Here is an 18,587-nt window from a genome sequence, read left to right as displayed (position 1 = left end):
ACTCGGAAAATGAAGCTACTGTTTATTTGCTTGATCTTATGATTGAGACTATTAAAATCTAAGATAGAACCTGGTTAATTTTAGATTAGAAGCATTCAATAGGAAATCTAAAATCTAAAAATCGTTCAACTGAGCGTAGCCGTACTCCTTCCCTACAGTACGCTACGTGTAGCGTACTGTAGGGAAGTCCAAAATTTAAACGCCTACCTTGGTTAACTCTATTTCCCGTCGTCTGGGTACTTCATGAATCATAAAATCGTAAGCCATATCAGTACGGGGAAAAATAGCACGAGCTTCTTTGAGAAGATCCTTTAACTCCAAAGTATTTCCGGGAGCATAGCGGGGACTGAAATGACTCATAATCAGCCGACGTGCCCCAGCAGCTAAAGCTGTTTGCGCTGCCATTGTGGTAGTCGAATGTAACCGCTGAAAAGCCATATCTGCATCTTGATGGGCAAAGGTTGCTTCATGAATTAATACATCTGCATCATGAGCTAATTGCACTGCACCATCACAATAAATTGTGTCTGTACAATAGGCAATCTTTCGACCAATTTCTGTAGGGCCGCACAATTGGGTGCCATCAATTACCCTTCCATCAGCAAGGGTAACTGTTTCACCGCGCTTGAGTTGACCGTAAACCCGACCAGGAGGAATTTGCAACGCCTTGGCTTTTTCCACATCAAAGCGTCCTGCTCGGTCTTTTTCGGCTATGCGGTAGCCGAAAGCTGTAATCCGATGATGCAAATTACCGCAGCTAACGGTGAAGTCATCGTCTTCATAAATTACCCCTGGACGGATGGCGTGAACTTTTATCGGGTAAGAAAAGTGTGTGTAAGAGTAACGCGAAGCGGATTGAATGTAATCATTTAATCCAGGTGGCCCATAGATATCAATTCGTTCCACATTGCCAGCCAAGCCGCAAGTAGCAAGAAGTCCCATCAAGCCAAAGATGTGGTCGCCGTGCATGTGGGTGATAAAAATTCGGGAGAGTTGACTCATTTTGAGTTCACTCCGCATAATTTGATGCTGAGTACCTTCGCCACAGTCAAATAACCAGAGTTCTGCCCTTTGGGGTAATCTCAGAGCGACACTGGAAACATTGCGCGATCGCGTTGGTACACCGGAACTCGTCCCTAAGAATGTTATCTGCACAGTGTTCTTTAGTCTTCCTATTGCTCAATTTGCAGCTCTATTTTCTATAGTGGCACGGTTAATGAGTAAAATATTTAGGATTTTGGGGATTGGGCATAGTTAAGAACCAATAGTTATTTTTCCCTAGCTAGTACAGGTATACAAAAATTCCGTAGTTAGACTCAAGGGCACTACAGGATAAATTAAAATAATCAAATAATTAGAAAATTAGAAAAAAGTTCTCAGATTTCCAAATTTGTTGTTTGTTTATGTAATATTCTTTACAAGCCGATCGCGAATTGTTTGGAGTTGGTCTTGAGTTTTAATTGGCTCTCGCGGTGCTGGCAATTCAGTATTTGGCCAGTTAGGTAAATCATTACAGGGACATAACAACGCCGGCATCCCGACGTTTCGCGCGGCTACTGGCATACTGCATCGGCCACAAGGCAGCATATCCCATGCTGGTGTCAACAATTCAGCAATAGTTTCATATGTACCCTCAAGGTAACAATCACCCGATTCCGGTGAAATAATTCTTTGCCAGCACTCTTCGAATTCTTGACTATAGCGATCGCCATCTAGCACCGATTCAGGCAAAAAGCTTGCCTCGCCGTTGCCCGTAATCACTTTCTTACCCAACTGAAACCAGTAGGCAAGGTATTTTCTAACTTCTTGTTTGGTTGCCATATTACAATTTTAGATTTTAGATTTTAGATTTGGGATTGATTTGAATCAAGAGTTAAGAATCTTGACTTCTGAATGTTCCAGCATCTCCTTTATTTGGCAATGGCGAACCAAGGATGCTGAGATTGAGAACATGGCCGCCAGTCACTAAATAAACAGTTTCGCTAAGTGTTGCTAGCTGGCGTACTAAAGAACCGAGGCGATCGCGGAACGCCCTCCCAAGGGGATAAGCTGGTATCACACCCCAACCCACCTCTTCTGCTACGAACAGCATATCAGCAGCAACTAGTTCCACCGTGTCCAAAAACTCTGCAAGGGTATTTTCCCAGCTAGATTCGTCTTGTTCTAGGAGATTAGCAACCCAAGTTCCTAAAGAATCAACTAAAAGACAGGTATAGGGTTTGGCATCAGCAAGGGTAGCAGACAGTTCCACAGGTACAGATAAAGTTACCCAGTCTTGGGGACGACGTTGTTGGTGTTCTAAAATGCGTTGGTGCCACTCTTGGTCATTTGGGTTATCGGTAGCTGTTGCTATATAAACAACTGCTTTTCCTGACTGCATAGCTAAAGTTTCTGCCCATTCACTTTTACCAGATCGTGCTGGCCCTGTTACTAAGATGATTTTACCCAAAGTTTTTTACTGAGTATTTTAACAAAAGAGGCAGGAGGCAGTGTTTCGACTACGCGGCAGTTGAGCGTAGTCGAAACTCAACAACCGGACAGGAGGCAGAAAGAATATTGCCATAGCCTCCTGCGGTTATTATTACAAGTGAGCTTGCGGTTTCTAGTCCTCCACCAAAATCTACGATTTCGTGACTGTGAATTAAATGGGGTTGAGAGCAACAGATAAATTTTAACTTCCAATCTCCTGCCTCCTGACTTGAAAGTGGTGAGTGATGTTAGCGATAGCGGTGCGTTTAGCCCGTGCTGAGTAATTAGTTAGGAATTATTATTTTCCCTCTGCTCCCCTGCCTCCTCCATAAGTTACAATTCATCACCACATTTTTTTACTTTATGGGTGTTATGGGTGAGATTTTTGGTTTCAAATAACTTTTAAGGGATAAAATTAGCACCAGCATCATTAGATGTTACAACTGGCAAAAGCCAAAAATCCCAACTACCCCATTCTCAAATATTTAATACTATTGGGGACAGCAAACTTTAGGATGTCTTTATGAACGCAGGCTTAAAACGCATTGAAGCAACTCTACACGATTTAGGGAATCGCGGCACTGACTCTACTGCCGAAACGACTGATTCGACAACAAAACGGCCTTTCTCTTTTAGAATCAGCGTCGGAGCTAACGAACCTACAGAAAGTACACAAGTTCCATCCTCTCAGAATGGGGAAGTAAAGTCACAAGGAAAAACAGTTGATTTGAGTGTAAATACTGAGATTGATTATTCTTCTGACCAAAATTTCTTTCCTCATCATGAATCTGTGCAGACCTTTCAAGCAGAAGAGAATGGTAACAGAACACCCAGCCTACCTAAATTGAAAACTCCGACCTTTAGTAGCCATCGCCACGGTGCGAATCCAGCATTGGCGATGAATCTATTGCAAGAAATTCAGGAAACTGTCGGCGGTTGGCAAACAGAATTGCAAAATATTTTGAAACAAATTCAGGATATTTACTTAGAAGGGCCAATTGTGAATGGCTGGTTAGAATCCAATCCCACCGAACCAGAACCAGGAGGAACTGCGACACTGCGCCATGCAGAAGTTGACCGCCTGATGAACTACGTAGAAGAAATTTGTGCCACTGGTGGAAAAGTATCTTATCAATCATCTATTACTGGCTATCGTCTCTGTGGTGTAGACGATACTGGTAAAGTTTGGTCGCGTCCATGTCCACCGGATCAGGTTCCCAATGTTAGTATGGCGATCGCTCGTTATCAAAAGTTACGTCAACTGTTAGGGCGCAAGCAATCTTTGGAAACCCGCCTTAGTCAACTGGCGCAAACTCTTGTAGTTTTACACAGTCATATTCAACAAACGTAAAGTTTTAAAGATTATTTCCGAAGAAACTCGGTTGGTAGGTCGGTAACTTTTGGTTTAGATTAACTCTCAGCAGTTATAGCGTTGGATTTAAGATTTTAATCTAAAATCGTTCGACTGAGCGTAGCGTTCCGTAGGAAAGCCCCAAATCTCAAATCCAAAATTAAATCTATGCCAGACACTCAAATCTCTGCCATTATCTGTACTCACAATCGAGATACCTATTTAGGGGCTGCAATTGATAGTCTTTTAGCGCAGGATTTTGCTGCGGACTTTGAAATTGTGGTAGTTGATAATGGATCTAGCGATCGCACTCGTGAGGTTGTAGAAGAAAGGGCCCACAATCCGCGCCTGAAGTATGTTTTTGAACCCACCATTGGTTTATCTGTCGCCCGCAACACGGGTGCAAAGGTAGCCAGTGGTGATATTCTTGCTTATCTAGATGACGATGCTGTTGCCAGTCAGGGCTGGCTACAAGTTTTATATTCTGCCTATTACAATAATTCTAAGCTAGCGATCGCAGGTGGCAAAGTCACTCTCCTGTGGCCCCCAGGAATTCAACAACCACGGTGGCTATCTCCGGGGCTAGCTGCAAATCTGGGTGCATACGACTTAGGTGACAGTAACATTTACATTGAACAACCTGGCTCAACACCCAGAGGCTTAAATTATTCCATCCGCCGCAGTTTCCTAGAAGAAATTGGCGGTTTCGATCCTCATCTCGGTCGAGTGGGGAAAAATTTATTATCTAACGAAGAACTGCAAATGACCGAATTCGCCCTACAGCGTGGTTGGCAAGTCGCTTATCTTCCCGAAGCACTCGTCGCTCACAATGTAGCCCCAGAGCGCCTCCAACGCTCTTGGTTTTTAAACCGAGGCTGGTGGCAAGGTATCAGTGAATGCTATCGAGAACAACTCGCTGGTAAAGCTGGGATCGCTCAATTACAGCGAGGTGGCGAACGTTTTGTGCGAGGCTTGTATAAAGCATTACAATATTTCTCCGATCCAGCAGAACGGTTTGACAAACTGGTGTATGCTTACGGTCAGATTGGTTACTTAAATGCTGCTATTCAAGGTCTTTTATCTACATCAAATAAGAAATAACCAGTAACATAATTTTTACTCAATATGTCATCTAAAATACCAGTTTCAGTACTAATTCCGGCAAAAAACGAACAAGCTAACTTGCCTGCTTGCCTTACTAGCCTCAGCAGAGCAGATGAAATATTTGTAGTAGATTCTCAAAGTACCGACAACAGCATTGAGATTGCTAAAAGTTACGGTGCAAATGTCGTACAATTCAACTTCAATGGACGCTGGCCTAAAAAGAAAAATTGGTCTTTAGATAATTTGCCTTTTCGTAATGAATGGGTGCTAATTGTAGATTGTGATGAGCGCATCACCCCTGAGCTTTGGGAAGAAATTGAGCAAGCAATTAAAAATGATGAATATACAGGTTATTATCTCAACCGCCGCGTATTTTTCTTAGGAAAATGGATTCGTTATGGTGGGAAGTATCCTGATTGGAATCTACGTTTATTTCAACATAAAAAAGGTCGCTACGAAAATCTAAATACAGAAGATATTCCTAACACTGGTGATAATGAAGTTCACGAACACGTGATTTTGCAAGGGAAAGTTGGGTATCTCAAAAATGATATGCTCCACGAAGACTTCCGCGACCTTTACCACTGGTTAGAACGCCACAACCGCTATTCAAACTGGGAAGCCAGTGTTTATTTTAATATTCTTACAGGTAAAGATGATAGCGGAACTATCGGCGCTAATCTATTTGGTGATGCCGTGCAACGCAAACGATTTTTGAAAAAAGTGTGGGTACACCTACCATTTAAACCGATTTTGCGATTTGTTTTGTTTTATATTATTCAACGCGGTTTTTTAGATGGCAAAGCAGGATATATCTATGCACGTTTGCTGAGTCAATATGAATATCAAATCGGCGTTAAACTTTACGAATTACGCAACTATGGTGGTCACTTAAATACTGCAACTACCCCGAAGGAGGGAGCAGGGGAGCAGGAGAGTAGAGAAGCAGAAGCAAAGCTATTGACCATTGATTCCTGATAATGACTAATGACCAACCTTTCGTAGATTTACGCAAATATGACCAATCTTGGTTTGACCGGGGGCGTCCAAGTTGGTATGTTTTATTGTGGTGGTTTGTACAAGCGATCGCCTTTCCCCTCACTCCTCAACCGTTAAATATTCTGCGTTGTGCTTTGCTACGATTATTTGGCGCTCGTATCGGCAAAGGTGTATTAATTCGACCTACAGCCCGATTTACCTACCCCTGGAAAGTCACCATTGGCAACTACAGTTGGATTGGAGATAACGTAGTTTTATATAGCCTCGATCAGATCCATATCGGTGAACATTGCGTAATTTCCCAAAAAAGTTACCTGTGTACTGGTACTCACGATCTCCAAGATCCTGCCTTTGGGTTGAAAACAGCGAGTATTACCATTGAAAATGGTGTATGGGTAGCAGCAGATTGTTTTGTTGGGCCAGGAGTGCGAATCGGGGCTAATGCTGTGATTGGCGCTCGTAGTAGTGTTTTTACTAATATGCCTTCTGGGCAGGTTTGTTGGGGAAGCCCTTGTCGCCCCAAAACGGCTCGGATAAAACTCGATCCCTCCACAACCCCGTGATTTTATAGATTAAACGTAGTAAGGGCGTGCAGCTAGCTGTGCGCCCTTAACTGTCGGTTAGAGATCGCGAACAAGTGTAGTCAGACGAAAATCAGTAGAGGCTTTAGTTTAATAATTGACGATTCAGACTAAGTGAAAAAGTGGTAATTTTACTGCTGGAGTGGGAAGGCAGTATATCGGATAAATTGGCAAGACAGATAATGGAATAGTAGTAGTAACAACGCATTGATGTGATGGTGTTAAAACCCTTTTGTCTAAGCCCTACAGCTCAAACGACTTGTTAATAAATTTACACATAGTGAGTAGCACAAAGTAGAGTTTGTCATTAGTTATTAGTCATTTGTCATTAGTGAATAACCAATGCCCAATGCCTAAGCAAAATGGTAAGTCGCAGTGGTAATATGTTTTCATGGCTGCTCTAATCCTTGCTATTGATGAACAAACTATTGGATGAAACGCTGTCAATCAAAATTGCTGAACAGATAAACAGCAGAGCTAGCACTCCGTTTGATAATGCTTATAAAGCAGCATTATTTACTGAGGGAGCAAAGTATATTCAGGGATTTTTAGCTTTTGCTGGGAAGCCATATAGACCGATTGAACACAGTTGGATTGAGCTAGACGACGCCTCTGATGTTCGGATTATCGATCCCACATTACCTCACCTGAACAAAAATCCCCAAGAAATCTGGTATTTTGCAGCACATAGTCTGACTGTTAAAAAACTGAAAGCTATTATTGAAGAATCAAAAGAAGATTATCCAGAAGACGATCCATTGCCAATTTATGGCGATCCACCTTATGAATATTACGGTGATGTAATGTTGGGTGGTCAAGACTATCTGGCAGCATATCAAGCCGCAGAGGTTAAGTGCAGAGAAATCAACGAACTCAACCCTGAGAGTAACTAATAAAAATCAATTAAATAATTCATAATTACGACTTATTTAATACGATTTACCATCGCTGCCAAAGTATTCCCTATAGCCACAAATTTTGTCTTCACGCACATCAAAAGAAACCGCTACCCGATTTCTGTAAGGCTGTCCGAATAAAAGGCCCTCGTCCCGAAACTCAAAGACAGCAGTTGTTTCATTACTGGTAACACGGTCTAGACCAGTCAGCTTCAACCCAGGACTAAAAGATTCAGAAACGTACTCGAAAAATTCTCTAGCTCGCTCTTTTCCCACATTTAAACCGTGGAATTTTGCCATTGGAAACCAAAGGGTGAAATCTTCTGTGAGCATATCTAACAATGCTTCCCACTCTCCTGTTGCCATACCATGCGTCAGACCCTCAAATGCCTGTTGAGCAACTTTTAAAGTATTTTCTGAATTTTGTGTCATTTTTACCTTCGCCTGGATATAAAGTAATACCATGTTGCTTAAAATCTCACTACCACTTTGCCACAATTCTGAGTACTGAGGATATCTTCTACAGCGTTAGGTATAGATTTTATGCCTTGAAACTGTGTTGGTTCAACAGATCGCATCGGTAAATTTGCAACACAGGTATCAAATACCGCTTTACTTACACACTCAAAAATTAAATTAATCCCATTGAAATAGAGACTTATAAGTAATTATTTTTACTTTTTCTGTGCTAATGTCTGTAGCCATTCAATCAGTGGTCTTAAAGTTCCTGGCAATGCTGACTCACTTACGGTAACAGTATGCTGCTTGCCATTATCTTCTACTGTTAATTTATATTGAAAGCGATCGCTCTGGGGATTTGGCGAAGTAATTAGTTCCGGTAGCCTAAATAAATCAGCAACTTCTACCAGTCGAGGAAGTGTGGCTGCTTCATGTGGCGGAAGAGTGTCTGTATCAACGGTTGTCTTCTTGCTAATTCCGGCAAAGCCACCTGTGCGTTCAAATGATACTCGCATTTTTTGCTCTCCGTTGTGTTATTTAGTTGGGATAAATACTAAGACTGGGAGATGATATTTTTCACCTCCCAGTTTAACAGCAACAAACAACAGATTAATCAGTCTTGAGTACTGAGTGAGGGAGTGGAAGGTGTTGAACATTTATTCCTAACTCCTCACTCATCACTCCTAACTCCTAGATAACTCCTACTTTTTGCCAAGCATTCTGCACAGCTTTTTGCTCATTACTATCATTACCGTAAAGTTCGCCAGCAACTTGAATGGTGACGTTGGCAGCTTTTTTAAAATCTGCTTTGGCACGCAAGCGATCGCGTAAAGCTATGTACCATATTTTGCCAGCTTTTTCCCAAGCATATCCACCAATTTCAACAGCCGCTAGATAAAAGGCATGGTTAGGGATTCCTGAGTTTATATGCACTCCAGCGTTATCTTCAACACCAGTATATTTATCTTTCATGTGGGCTGGTTGGGGATCTTTACCCAATACCGAATCATCATAAGCTGTTCCCGGTAATTTCATTGACCGGAGGGCAATACCTTTGACAGTCGGTACTAAAAGCCCTTCACCAATCAGCCAGTCTGCCTCTTGTGCAGTCTGATTTTTGGACTTTTGTTTCACCAAGGAACCAAAAACATCAGAAAACGATTCATTTAGTGCCCCTGGTTCGCCATAATACTGTAAACCCGCTTCATACTGAGTTATCCCATGAGCTAACTCATGCCCAATCACATCGATGGATTTTGTGAAGCGCTGAAACATTTCTCCGTCGCCATCACCATAAACCATTTGGTCGCCGTTCCAAAAGGCGTTGTCATATTTAACGCCATAATGCACGGTGGAGTCTAAACGTAGTCCTTTGTCGTCAATGGAATTGCGATCGAATATTTCATGAAATAAGTCATAAGTAGCACCAGCACCATCGTAGGCTTCATTCACTGCTACATCACTGCTTGGTGGATCTCCTTCACCACGCACCAATGTGCCAGGTAGTTGCTGGTCATTTTTGGCATCGTAGATGGTGCGGCGCTTCTCACCCGGAGAAGGTGCAAAGGAGACAGTACCTATGACATCTCTGCGTCCGCGAAGTTGTGCTGAAACATTTAATGTACGAAAAGCCCAACTCCGCTGCTGAGGATTGCCATTCACCACGACATTTTCCAACATGTGGGGCGGGACAATACAACAAATAGGGCATCTAGAGACAAGTGGATGCTCATACTTAAACCCAGCTGATTTCTTTTTATTTCGAGCCATCCAAGATATTCTCCTTTTGAAACTAAGTGATGGCAAACAGTGGCTTTAACTCCACTGGAGAAAGGAGCAGAAAAACGAATTCAAATCGCGTGTCCCCGGTTTTTATGAAGGAAATTTTCTACTCTGTATTTTCGGATAGGTCTGTAGAGGATTGATAGTATCCTTACAGGTACTTTTGATGTGGAAATATTGTATAAAAACACAAAGCTAGCTTAATGACCGCAAATTTCAGCCAAAATCCTTGTGTGAGTTAGCAAGACCTCCTTTACAGACCCAATGCGTTTATATATTAGTTCTTATCAACAGAAATAATATTATTTATTGCTGTTTTGTTACTATCAAGTTGTTAATGCTATAAATGCCTATTGGAGACAGGCGAATCTCAAATCTAGGCATCCAAAACCGAAAATTTTCACAAACAGCCACCAAACACCGCCAGACCATAATATTTCCAAGGTACTGCAACTGTCTTATATCCAGCTTTGCTCAACATTTGTAAATGAGCATCTAAGCTAGCTAACTGGTCTTGATTGGAGTAACCTTGAGTGCTGGTTGTGCCAAGCTTTGCACGAATCTCTGTCAAACTAGTTCCTTGTTCAACTGCCCATTCCTCTCGTGCCGCTTTGTAAACTTCCGCTAAGGCTGGTGATTCTGGTAAGGTAGGGTCTGCATTCCAAAACCAGCTGTCTTGAGTGAGGCTAGCAGCAATTCGCTCAAATAACTTTAACTTCATCTCATCTTGGAGATGGTGAATTGCCAAAGATGAGACACAGGCATCAAATTCGCTACCAATATCTAACTTCTCTGGATTATTTGCCCAGTCGCCAAAATCTGCTTGTATACCAGTCCAGCGTTGTTGATATCCAGCTGCTGTGATTTTATCTTGGGCAAATTGCAACATTCTAGGTGAGTAATCTAGGGCAATTACTTGGGCATCTGGAAAGCGGTTGAGTATCTTGAGACTAAGTTCGCTCGTACCACAACCTAGTTCTAAAATACGCCGACTTGTGGAAGGTAGACAACGGGTAATTACCTCCAACATCTCATCGTATCGCGGTAAAAGTTGGCGAATACCAGTGTCAAAATCAGCAGTGTTGGCGAATACCTCTCCGGGAAATAATTGTTGCATGGGGATCGGAACTAATATATACACTAATCAATATTCACAAGCAATTTTGGGGACACCTTCTAAAGATGTAACATCATCTAAAATTAAGAATCTATTACACCTCAATTGATAACTACCATAGTTAAGTTGCTGTGCTTCAATTAAAAATTAAAAATTATTAATTAACAATTAAATTTAGTAGGGGCTTGTATGCAAAATTAATTAAAAATTATTATTCCTAATTTTAGTTTTTAACTTTTAATTAAAAAAGTTTACGAAAGAACTGTTTTTTCTCTAACCCAAGCAATTAAGTTTTTAACTTTTCCTTTTAAACTGTATTTAGAAGTATCAATTATATTATCTTCTGGGATATCATAAATCAACTTTGCGACTACACCAAAAGTAGAAGTCTTGTCGTAATTAGATAATTACATTTGCTTAATAAAACCATTTTTAATTGATCCTAACAATTTTAAAATCAAAAAATCGTTGACGAACCCGCCAGGGAAGATTTTATTCATTATTGTCTAGATCGCAAGAATAATATCACTCATGATAGTTCAAATCAATAGTTGACGAACCTGCCAGGGAAGATTTTATCTCTTTAGACGCAGTTTATAGCCGCAATATTGAGTTCCCAGACAGGCTGCTAGGTAAGCAAGAGAAGGTTTTTGGTTATGGGGATACTAATACCCCTGTTACTCGTCAATTTGACCGACGCGGCGGATATTCAAAATGTCGCTCATTTTCTTAATTTGGACGAAGACTTGCTCTAGTTGAGAGCGATCGCGTATATCTATTCCTAAGTCGATCAATGCTGGTTGACCACTAGAGGTTTTCACCTGGGCATGACGGACGTTGATCCCTTGATCGCTTAACCGTGACAAAATATCTTTTAGCACTCCTACGCGATCCAGAGCTTCAATTTGAACATCTACTGGGTATGTATGCGGACGACCACTACTTTCGGCGGCTGGGTTCCACCTAACTGGTACTAAGCGTTCATACTCCACAGTTTCGAGATTATGGCAGCCTTGGCGATGTATTGAAATCCCCCTACCTCGCGTCACCACACCAATAATTGGTTCGCCAGGAATCGGGGTACAACACCCAGCTAAATAATATACCAAACCTTCCACTCCAAAAATTGGCGAATCAGTGGAACGTGAGGTAGTCGGAGGTGCATCTCGCAAAGCTTTTGATGTCGCTGCTTCTTTGGGGATAAATGGTGACACAGTGGCAACTGGTTGTTGTCCCTTTGCTACTTCTCGCCAGCGATTTAGCACTAGGTTCAACGTAATTTCTCCATAACCCAAACCAGCGAGTAAATCTTCCACGCTGTGGTAGTTACACTTTTCGGCGACAATCTGCATCGCATCCGACTTCAGTAAACTATCAAAACCAGTTTTACCAAGTTCTTTTTCTAACAATTCCCGTCCACGGGCGACATTTTCTTCCCGGCGCGATCGCTTGTACCATTGTTTAATCCGATATTTCGCCGCCGAAGTTCTGACAAAGTTCAACCAATCCAAACTCGGATGGCAGTTCTTTTGGGTGAGAACTTCTACAATATCGCCATTGTGCAACCGCGTTGACAGTGGCACCATTCGCCCATTCACCCGCGCCCCTGAACAGTGGTTTCCGACTTCTGTATGAATGCGATAAGCAAAATCTACAGTGGTAGCACCAGGACTTAAAGGAACAACATCCCCCTTAGGGGTGAAGACATAGACATCATCTTCAAATAGATTATCTTTGACGCTATCAAGATATTCTTGGGCATCCTTAAGATCGGTTTGCCATTCCAGCAGTTGCCGCAGCCAAGTAAACTTGTCATCTGTGCCTGTCAAATGGCTAATGCTAGAACCACCTGTTTCTTTATACTTCCAATGGGCGGCAATCCCATACTCGGCAATATGATGCATTTCGATTGTCCGAATTTGCACTTCCAAAGGACGGCCAGTTAATCCAATCACCCCAGTATGCAATGACTGGTAACGGTTAGGCTTTGGCAGTCCAATATAGTCCTTAAATCTCCCAGGAATTGGGCGAAAAGCATCATGAACCACCGCCAACGCCCGATAGCACTCTTCATTGGTTTGAACAATAATCCGCAGCGCTGCCAAATCGTAAATTTCATGAAATTCCTTTTGCTGGCGGTGCATTTTTTGATAAATGCTATAAAGATGTTTGGGACGACCGCTAATATCCTGAAAGTGGATTCCGGCTTGCTGCAAACGTTCTCGCAAAATATCTGTAGCTTTGGCCAACTTCTCTTCTCGCGCCGTCCGTTTTTCGGAAACATGCTCTTGCATTTGGCGAAAAGCTTCTGGTTCCAAATACTTAAAAGCCAAATCTTCCAGTTCCCATTTAATTCGCCAAATCCCCAAGCGATTGGCTAAAGGTGCGAATATATCTCGTGTTTCCTGGGCACTGCGGCGGCGGCTGGCCTCTGACATATATTGTAAAGTTCGCATATTATGCAAACGATCTGCCAATTTCACCACAATTACCCGAATATCTTGCGCCATTGCCAAAAACATCCGCCGGAAATTTTCAGCTTGACTTTCGGTTTTGCTGGTGAAATTGATTTTAGAAAGCTTGGTGACGCCTTCAACCAATTGCCGCACTTCTGCGCCAAAGCGTTCTTCTATTTCTTGACTTGTAACTTCTGTATCTTCAACGACATCATGGAGAAATCCAGCTGCTATCATAGCAGCACTGCCTCCCAAGTCACGCAGCAATTCAGCCACAGCAATGGGATGGGCGATGTATGGTTCTCCCGATTTGCGGTATTGACCTTGATGCAGCTGGTAAGCAAATTCAAATGCTCGACCAATTAAGACGGCATCATTATGCCTTCGGTCATCTTCCCCTGCGCCGCTAGTTGTCGATGACTCCTTCAAACATTTTTTTAACCATTCGGGAATGGCAAGGTCAACTGATGAATTTATCGCTATACTGCTCATACAATTTGGGTTTGAATGGATCGGTAGATAAGTGAATGATAAATAAAACTAGCAGCATCACCCTGAAAAGATGCTGTTGCCCAAAAACGGGTGAAAAAAGCAGTGTAAGGATTTCTCCAATTGCAATAGCACAGCGTTAGCTAGGCAGAAGCGTCTGGTAGTCATCCAGTTTGAGTTTCAAGGATCGTTAAAGAAAGAAAATCCATTGATGGCAAACAAAGCCCCAAATCAAGATTTGAGGCTTTTAGTGCTGATAAGTGTTTAAGAAAGTTTATTGTAGAAGAAAAATTACTTGACATTAATACTATCTTAACTAGCACTGGATGTCTTTAAACCGTGAGAAATATCTGGCATTCGTAACTTTATTAGAGCAATTACGCTCCGATGCCACAACTACCCAAATCGTTGCGCCAGAACTGCGGCAGCGTGTAGCCACGTTGCAGCAATTTTTTGGGCAACAGATTGTGCCTTTGGCTGATGAAAACTGGCGAGTGCAGTCTTATCAAACGGAGATGAGCAAGCAATTGCGCCTTTTGGCAATAGATGTGATGTTTTTGCAAGGAGCGCGGCAAGCATCTACTGTACAAACGAGACTTAAAACGATTAGCGATCGCTTGACAACTCTCATTGAATACTGTGATGCCATTCTGAAACCAGAAGCGGAAGGAGAAAAATAACAATTGTTCACCTTTTTCTCTAATGCCTCCATCATCTCATTTATGACCTATGATGGAAAGTTATTTTGCTAACAAGTTGAATGGGGCATTGGGCATTGGGCATTGAGCATTGGTTATTCTCGTTGTCCCTGTAAAGTTCTGATCTAAGGAAGCTTATCTTAGTCTTGTTCGCATTCCCCATGCCCTGTTCCCCATTCCCCATACCCTATGCCCCATTCCCAATACCTATACCTTTGAGGAGAAGATTCATAGTGCGGCGCATGTATGCTTCTACTGGCTCAGTTGTGGGTTTGAAAATCAGTGCATAATATAGTGAACCGCTTACAAGGTCGATAATTAATTCTACGTCTGCGTCCTTGTGAATTTCGCCTCTAGACTTGGCACGCTCAAGTATTTTAGAAAAAGCTTCACGTCGGAGTTTTGTATACTTTGTCCAGTAAACCTCGGCAAATTGAGGATTGCTAGACGCTGTACTAACAATCAGTGCAAGTGTCTGGCGACCAAGGGGACTATCTATTTTTTTAGCGGCATTATTAATCAGGATATCCATGTCTCCCCAAAAGCTGTCGGTATCGGGGATCGCCAAATCATCTCTGAGACTTTCTATCGCGTCTGCAACTAGTTCTTCTTTGGAAGTGTAACGCCGATAGATGGTTGTTTTACCAACTCCAGCACGAGAAGCGATCGCTTCTATACTCATGCTTTCATATCCTACCTCTGCAAGCAAATCCAAAGTTGCTTGCAAAATCGCTTGGTCGGCATGGATGCTGCGTGGGCGTCCAGAGGTGCTGTTGATTTGCTTACTCATAAAATATCATCCCCAAGCAATATCTTTTTGGACATTGGCTTCTACTTTTGGGCATAGAACATAGCTTCTGAGAAAGAAAATAAGCCTCATAACCCAATTCTCATGCACTAAAACAGCAGCAATGACTATCCATCTTTAGCATAGGTATTTCTGCCGCTTTTCAGGAAAAACTCTCTTGACCGTTTTTATATGATACGCTACCGTAGCGTATATATACAATACTTAATTTTAGCTTTGGCATTGCTTGACATCTCCCAAATATTATTTTTGCTAAATAATGGCTACCAACATTAAAGGTTCTAGTTTTGACGAATTTGGTTATGTCCACGGCCCATTGAAGTGGGCGATCGCTTTTACGGCTTCTCTGGGTGCGATACTAGAAGTAATTGATACTAGTATTGTTAACGTTGCCCTGACAGATATACAGGCCAGTTTGGGTGCAACTGTTAGTGAAGTAGGTTGGGTGGTAACTGGATATGCGATCGCAAATGTCGTCTTAATTCCCTTATCTGCATGGCTGGGAGATTACTTTGGACGCAAAACCTACTTTATTTTCTCGTTGATTGGTTTCACCCTGGCCTCGGTTTTATGCGGTTTGGCATTTAATCTGCCGATGCTAGTTTTTTCTCGAATTCTTCAAGGTTTGTGTGGTGGCGGATTGCTAGCTAAAGCCCAAGCGATTTTGTTCGAGACTTTTCCACCTGCTGAACAAGGTTTAGCACAGGCAGTTTTTGGTGTAGGTGTAATTGCTGGCCCAGCCATCGGCCCAACTTTAGGGGGATTTTTGGTAGATGGTTTAGGCTGGCGGTGGATTTTCTTTGTTAATATTCCCTTCGGGATCGTTGCAGTGGCGATGTCAGTGGTATTTTTGCCCAAAGACAAAGACAAAAGCAAGACACAAAGCCAAGCTGTCGATTGGTTTGGGATTGGGTTTTTGGTGATTGCTATTGGCTGTATGCAAACTTTGTTAGAGGAAGGAGAGAAAGAGGATTGGTTTTCTTCCAGTTTCATCACCACATTAGCGATCGCCAGTATTATCGGCTTGGGATTGTTTATTTGGCAAGAAGTGAAAACAGATCACCCTGCTGTGGATTTAAGAGTTTTGCGCCACCGTTCTTTAGCTGCGGGAAGCGTTCTCTCAGCAGTGGTGGGTATGGGGCTTTATGGCACACTCTTTGCTGTGCCGATATTTGCTCAGAGTGTGCTGCACTTTACGGCGACGCAGACAGGACTATTGTTAGCGCCTGGTGCTTTAGCGTCTGCGATCGTTATGGTTTTATTAGGCAAACTGTCTAGTAAAATTGATGCCCGATTTTTAATTGCAATGGGCGCTGTGGGATCGTCTGGAGTCATGTTTCAACTCGCAGCAATTACCCCGCAAACTGGCATAGATGATTTATTTTGGCCATTGGTATGGCGTGGGGCTTTTACTGTGTTGATGTTTCTGCCTTTGAGTTTGGCAGTTTTAGGCCCGCTACCTAAACAAGATGTTTCTGCCGGTTCTGGTTTCTACAACCTTACCCGACAACTAGGTGGCAGTATCGGCATTGCCCTACTTACTACTCTGCTTGACCGACGACAGGTTTTTCATCGAGCCATGCTGTTAACAAAACTTAGCCCTTATGACCCAGAAACCAGTCAGCGTCTCGACTTACTCAACGGGGCACTCCAAGGTCAAGGTATGGATGCGGCAACAGCACAACAACAAGCACTAGCTTTATTGAGTCAAACAGTAGATATTCAAGCTGCGGTTTTATCTTACGCAGATTGCTTTCGAGTGGTAGGGATAGGGTTTCTTTGCTCATTACCTCTGTTGTTATTTCTGGGTAAAGGCGGTGCAGGAGCGAAAGCGCCAGTCGGTCACTAGGAGTAAGGTAAATAGCGATCGCATCCCTATTCTAAATTCTCTGACTGCAAAACTGCGTAATAACACGGCTTCAGAATTATTCTCTGCCGAAAGTCACAGGCGAAAATTCATACACACTGATTGATCTGGATGAAAAAAGCAAAAGTCCCACTCAGTTTTGAGCGGGACTATATGAAGTCTTATTGCTAAAATGAGAAATCTTGATCTTAGAAAAAGTTCATTATTGTAATAACCCCAACGCTGGTTAACATCATTAAAGCGCCCATAATTATAGACTGGCCTAATGGATTGCTGAATTTTGCGTTGTTCATTTAAGTAAAATCCCTTTTATTAATAGTTCCTTAACCATATCAAAATCAGTATAAATATCTATAAAAGTATTATAAAACTTAAATTACCTTAAACTTTCTTAGTAAATACTTCATTTATGCTTATGTAATAATTTTTACTGGGCATCGTACATGGTTATTTTTCTTATCCCCTTGTGCCCATTCCCTATTCCCCATTTCCAAAATGTAGTAATTTCCGCACAAAATAATTACCTTATCTCCGAGCGGAATACGCGTCTTAATACAGTAAGATCGATCTTAGTCAAGGTAGAAATATTTGAATAGAAGATTATCATGACAGTCTCCACGGCATCTAGAAACCAAGCGATCGCTTTTGACTTAGACAAATTAAACGAGCAATTTGAAAGTGCCACTCCCAAAGACATACTGGCATGGTCTATTGAAAATATCCCAACGGGACTGGTGCAAACAAGCGCCTTTAACGTGGATGACATGATAATTACTCATATTCTGTACACTGAACTGAAGCATCCCGTTCCTGTAATCTTTCTGGACACCTTGCACCACTTCCCTGAAAGCCTAGAATTGGTAGCCAAAGCCAAACAAATCTATAACCTAGATTTGCAAACTTTCAAAACTCCAGACGTAGAAACCCGCGAAGCCTTTGAAGCCAAATACGGCGATAAACTCTGGGACAAGGATATTGCCAAATTCCACCACATTACAAAAATTGAACCACTGCTACGGGGTTTAGACGAACTCAACAGCGTCGCTTGGATTACCGGACGCCGCCGGGATCAAGCAGTAACCCGTGCAAATATGCCCATATTTGAATTAGACGGTAAAGGTCGGCTGAAAGTAAATCCCATAGCTACTTGGACACGTCAAGACAGCTGGGTTTATGTGGCTGAACATGGAGTCATCTACAACCCCCTCCACGACCAAGGTTATCCCAGCATCGGCGACCAACCCATCACCACCAAAGTAGGCGAAGGCGAAGACGAACGCGCCGGACGCTGGCGGGGAAGTGATAAAACAGAATGCGGAATTCATATTTAGTCATTGGTCAGTGGTCATTTGTCACTTGTACTGAGTTTCGACTGCGCGGTAATCGAGCGAAGTCGAGATTCAACTACCGCGTTCGCGTAGTGTCTCGTAGAGAAGCCGTTAGCGTAGCCTCTCGTAGAGAAGTATTAGTCATTAGTATTAGACAAAGGACAAATGACTAAGAACAAAGGA

The 18,587-nt window shown here is 42.4% G+C and carries 18 protein-coding genes; 9 read left to right on the top strand and 9 right to left on the bottom strand.

Translation table 11 applies throughout. The features are described 5' to 3' along the window. Positions 1 to 195 precede the first annotated feature (195 nt). The 3 genes from V7K53_RS11870 to cobU form a co-directional block, all read right to left on the bottom strand. The gene (locus tag V7K53_RS11870) at positions 196 to 1,155 is read right to left on the bottom strand and encodes a ribonuclease Z (protein ID WP_335197713.1); all 960 of its coding nucleotides are present in this window, start codon (positions 1,153 to 1,155) and stop codon (positions 196 to 198) included. Positions 1,156 to 1,401: 246 nt separating this feature from the next. Beyond that, positions 1,402 to 1,821 carry a hypothetical protein gene (locus V7K53_RS11865; protein ID WP_335197712.1) on the bottom strand — a complete coding sequence of 140 codons (420 nt, stop codon included), beginning with the start codon at positions 1,819 to 1,821 and terminating at the stop codon, positions 1,402 to 1,404. A 52-nt stretch (positions 1,822 to 1,873) separates the two neighbouring features. Next, positions 1,874 to 2,449: a bifunctional adenosylcobinamide kinase/adenosylcobinamide-phosphate guanylyltransferase gene (gene cobU / locus V7K53_RS11860; protein ID WP_335197711.1), complete on the bottom strand. Its 576-nt coding sequence runs from the start codon at positions 2,447 to 2,449 to the stop codon at positions 1,874 to 1,876. A gap of 543 nt (positions 2,450 to 2,992) precedes the next feature. On the opposite strand from cobU, the gene V7K53_RS11855 reads away from it, so the two are divergent. The 5 genes from V7K53_RS11855 (at position 2,993) to V7K53_RS11830 (ending at position 7,397) form a co-directional block, all read left to right on the top strand. After that, complete coding sequence (locus tag V7K53_RS11855; protein WP_335197710.1) at positions 2,993 to 3,820, top strand: hypothetical protein; 828 nt, start codon at positions 2,993 to 2,995, stop codon at positions 3,818 to 3,820. A gap of 168 nt (positions 3,821 to 3,988) precedes the next feature. Beyond that, on the top strand, positions 3,989 to 4,921 hold the full coding sequence (locus tag V7K53_RS11850) for a glycosyltransferase (protein ID WP_335197708.1): 933 nt from the start codon (positions 3,989 to 3,991) through the stop codon (positions 4,919 to 4,921). A 24-nt stretch (positions 4,922 to 4,945) separates the two neighbouring features. Next, entirely contained in the window at positions 4,946 to 5,902 is a 957-nt protein-coding gene (locus tag V7K53_RS11845) for a glycosyltransferase family 2 protein (RefSeq protein ID WP_335197707.1), read from the top strand. 2 nt (positions 5,903 to 5,904) lie between these two features. Next, the gene (gene hpsU / locus V7K53_RS11840) at positions 5,905 to 6,486 is read left to right on the top strand and encodes a hormogonium polysaccharide biosynthesis acetyltransferase HpsU (protein WP_335197705.1); all 582 of its coding nucleotides are present in this window, start codon (positions 5,905 to 5,907) and stop codon (positions 6,484 to 6,486) included. A gap of 434 nt (positions 6,487 to 6,920) precedes the next feature. Next, positions 6,921 to 7,397, top strand: a complete 477-nt coding sequence (locus tag V7K53_RS11830) for a hypothetical protein (RefSeq protein ID WP_335197704.1) — start codon at positions 6,921 to 6,923, stop codon at positions 7,395 to 7,397. Positions 7,398 to 7,433: 36 nt separating this feature from the next. Here the strand turns inward: V7K53_RS11830 and V7K53_RS11825 are convergent, their stop codons facing one another. The 5 genes from V7K53_RS11825 to V7K53_RS11800 form a co-directional block, all read right to left on the bottom strand. After that, positions 7,434 to 7,832 carry a nuclear transport factor 2 family protein gene (locus V7K53_RS11825; RefSeq protein WP_099102708.1) on the bottom strand — a complete coding sequence of 133 codons (399 nt, stop codon included), beginning with the start codon at positions 7,830 to 7,832 and terminating at the stop codon, positions 7,434 to 7,436. Positions 7,833 to 8,074: 242 nt separating this feature from the next. Continuing rightward, complete coding sequence (locus V7K53_RS11815) at positions 8,075 to 8,374, bottom strand: protealysin inhibitor emfourin (protein WP_335197703.1); 300 nt, start codon at positions 8,372 to 8,374, stop codon at positions 8,075 to 8,077. A gap of 175 nt (positions 8,375 to 8,549) precedes the next feature. Then, positions 8,550 to 9,629 (bottom strand): M4 family metallopeptidase, encoded by a 1,080-nt coding sequence (locus tag V7K53_RS11810; RefSeq protein WP_335197701.1) that lies wholly within the window; start codon positions 9,627 to 9,629, stop codon positions 8,550 to 8,552. Positions 9,630 to 10,041: 412 nt separating this feature from the next. After that, positions 10,042 to 10,758, bottom strand: a complete 717-nt coding sequence (locus V7K53_RS11805; RefSeq protein ID WP_335197700.1) for a class I SAM-dependent methyltransferase — start codon at positions 10,756 to 10,758, stop codon at positions 10,042 to 10,044. A gap of 677 nt (positions 10,759 to 11,435) precedes the next feature. Beyond that, complete coding sequence (locus V7K53_RS11800) at positions 11,436 to 13,706, bottom strand: RelA/SpoT family protein (RefSeq protein WP_335197699.1); 2,271 nt, start codon at positions 13,704 to 13,706, stop codon at positions 11,436 to 11,438. A gap of 323 nt (positions 13,707 to 14,029) precedes the next feature. Here V7K53_RS11800 and patD point away from each other — a divergent pair, with 323 nt between their 5' ends. Further along, entirely contained in the window at positions 14,030 to 14,383 is a 354-nt protein-coding gene (gene patD, locus V7K53_RS11795) for a heterocyst frequency control protein PatD (RefSeq protein ID WP_335197698.1), read from the top strand. A gap of 205 nt (positions 14,384 to 14,588) precedes the next feature. On the opposite strand, the gene V7K53_RS11790 is transcribed toward patD, so the two are convergent. Further along, positions 14,589 to 15,191, bottom strand: coding sequence for a TetR/AcrR family transcriptional regulator (locus tag V7K53_RS11790; protein ID WP_335197697.1), 603 nt, complete (start codon positions 15,189 to 15,191; stop codon positions 14,589 to 14,591). Positions 15,192 to 15,468: 277 nt separating this feature from the next. On the opposite strand from V7K53_RS11790, the gene V7K53_RS11785 reads away from it, so the two are divergent. The 3 genes from V7K53_RS11785 (at position 15,469) to V7K53_RS11775 (ending at position 18,577) form a co-directional block, all read left to right on the top strand. Then, positions 15,469 to 17,058, top strand: coding sequence for a DHA2 family efflux MFS transporter permease subunit (locus tag V7K53_RS11785; RefSeq protein WP_335197696.1), 1,590 nt, complete (start codon positions 15,469 to 15,471; stop codon positions 17,056 to 17,058). Between the two features lie 623 nt (positions 17,059 to 17,681). Beyond that, positions 17,682 to 18,407 carry a phosphoadenosine phosphosulfate reductase gene (gene cysH / locus V7K53_RS11780; RefSeq protein WP_335197695.1) on the top strand — a complete coding sequence of 242 codons (726 nt, stop codon included), beginning with the start codon at positions 17,682 to 17,684 and terminating at the stop codon, positions 18,405 to 18,407. Further along, positions 18,389 to 18,577: a hypothetical protein gene (locus V7K53_RS11775; RefSeq protein ID WP_335197693.1), complete on the top strand. Its 189-nt coding sequence runs from the start codon at positions 18,389 to 18,391 to the stop codon at positions 18,575 to 18,577. The genes cysH and V7K53_RS11775 overlap by 19 nt, the downstream gene beginning before the upstream one ends. Positions 18,578 to 18,587 lie beyond the last annotated feature (10 nt).

Source organism: Nostoc sp. (assembly GCF_036917355.1).
Lineage (GTDB): Bacteria > Cyanobacteriota > Cyanobacteriia > Cyanobacteriales > Nostocaceae > Nostoc.
This window is presented reverse-complemented; position numbering and strand designations above follow the sequence as displayed.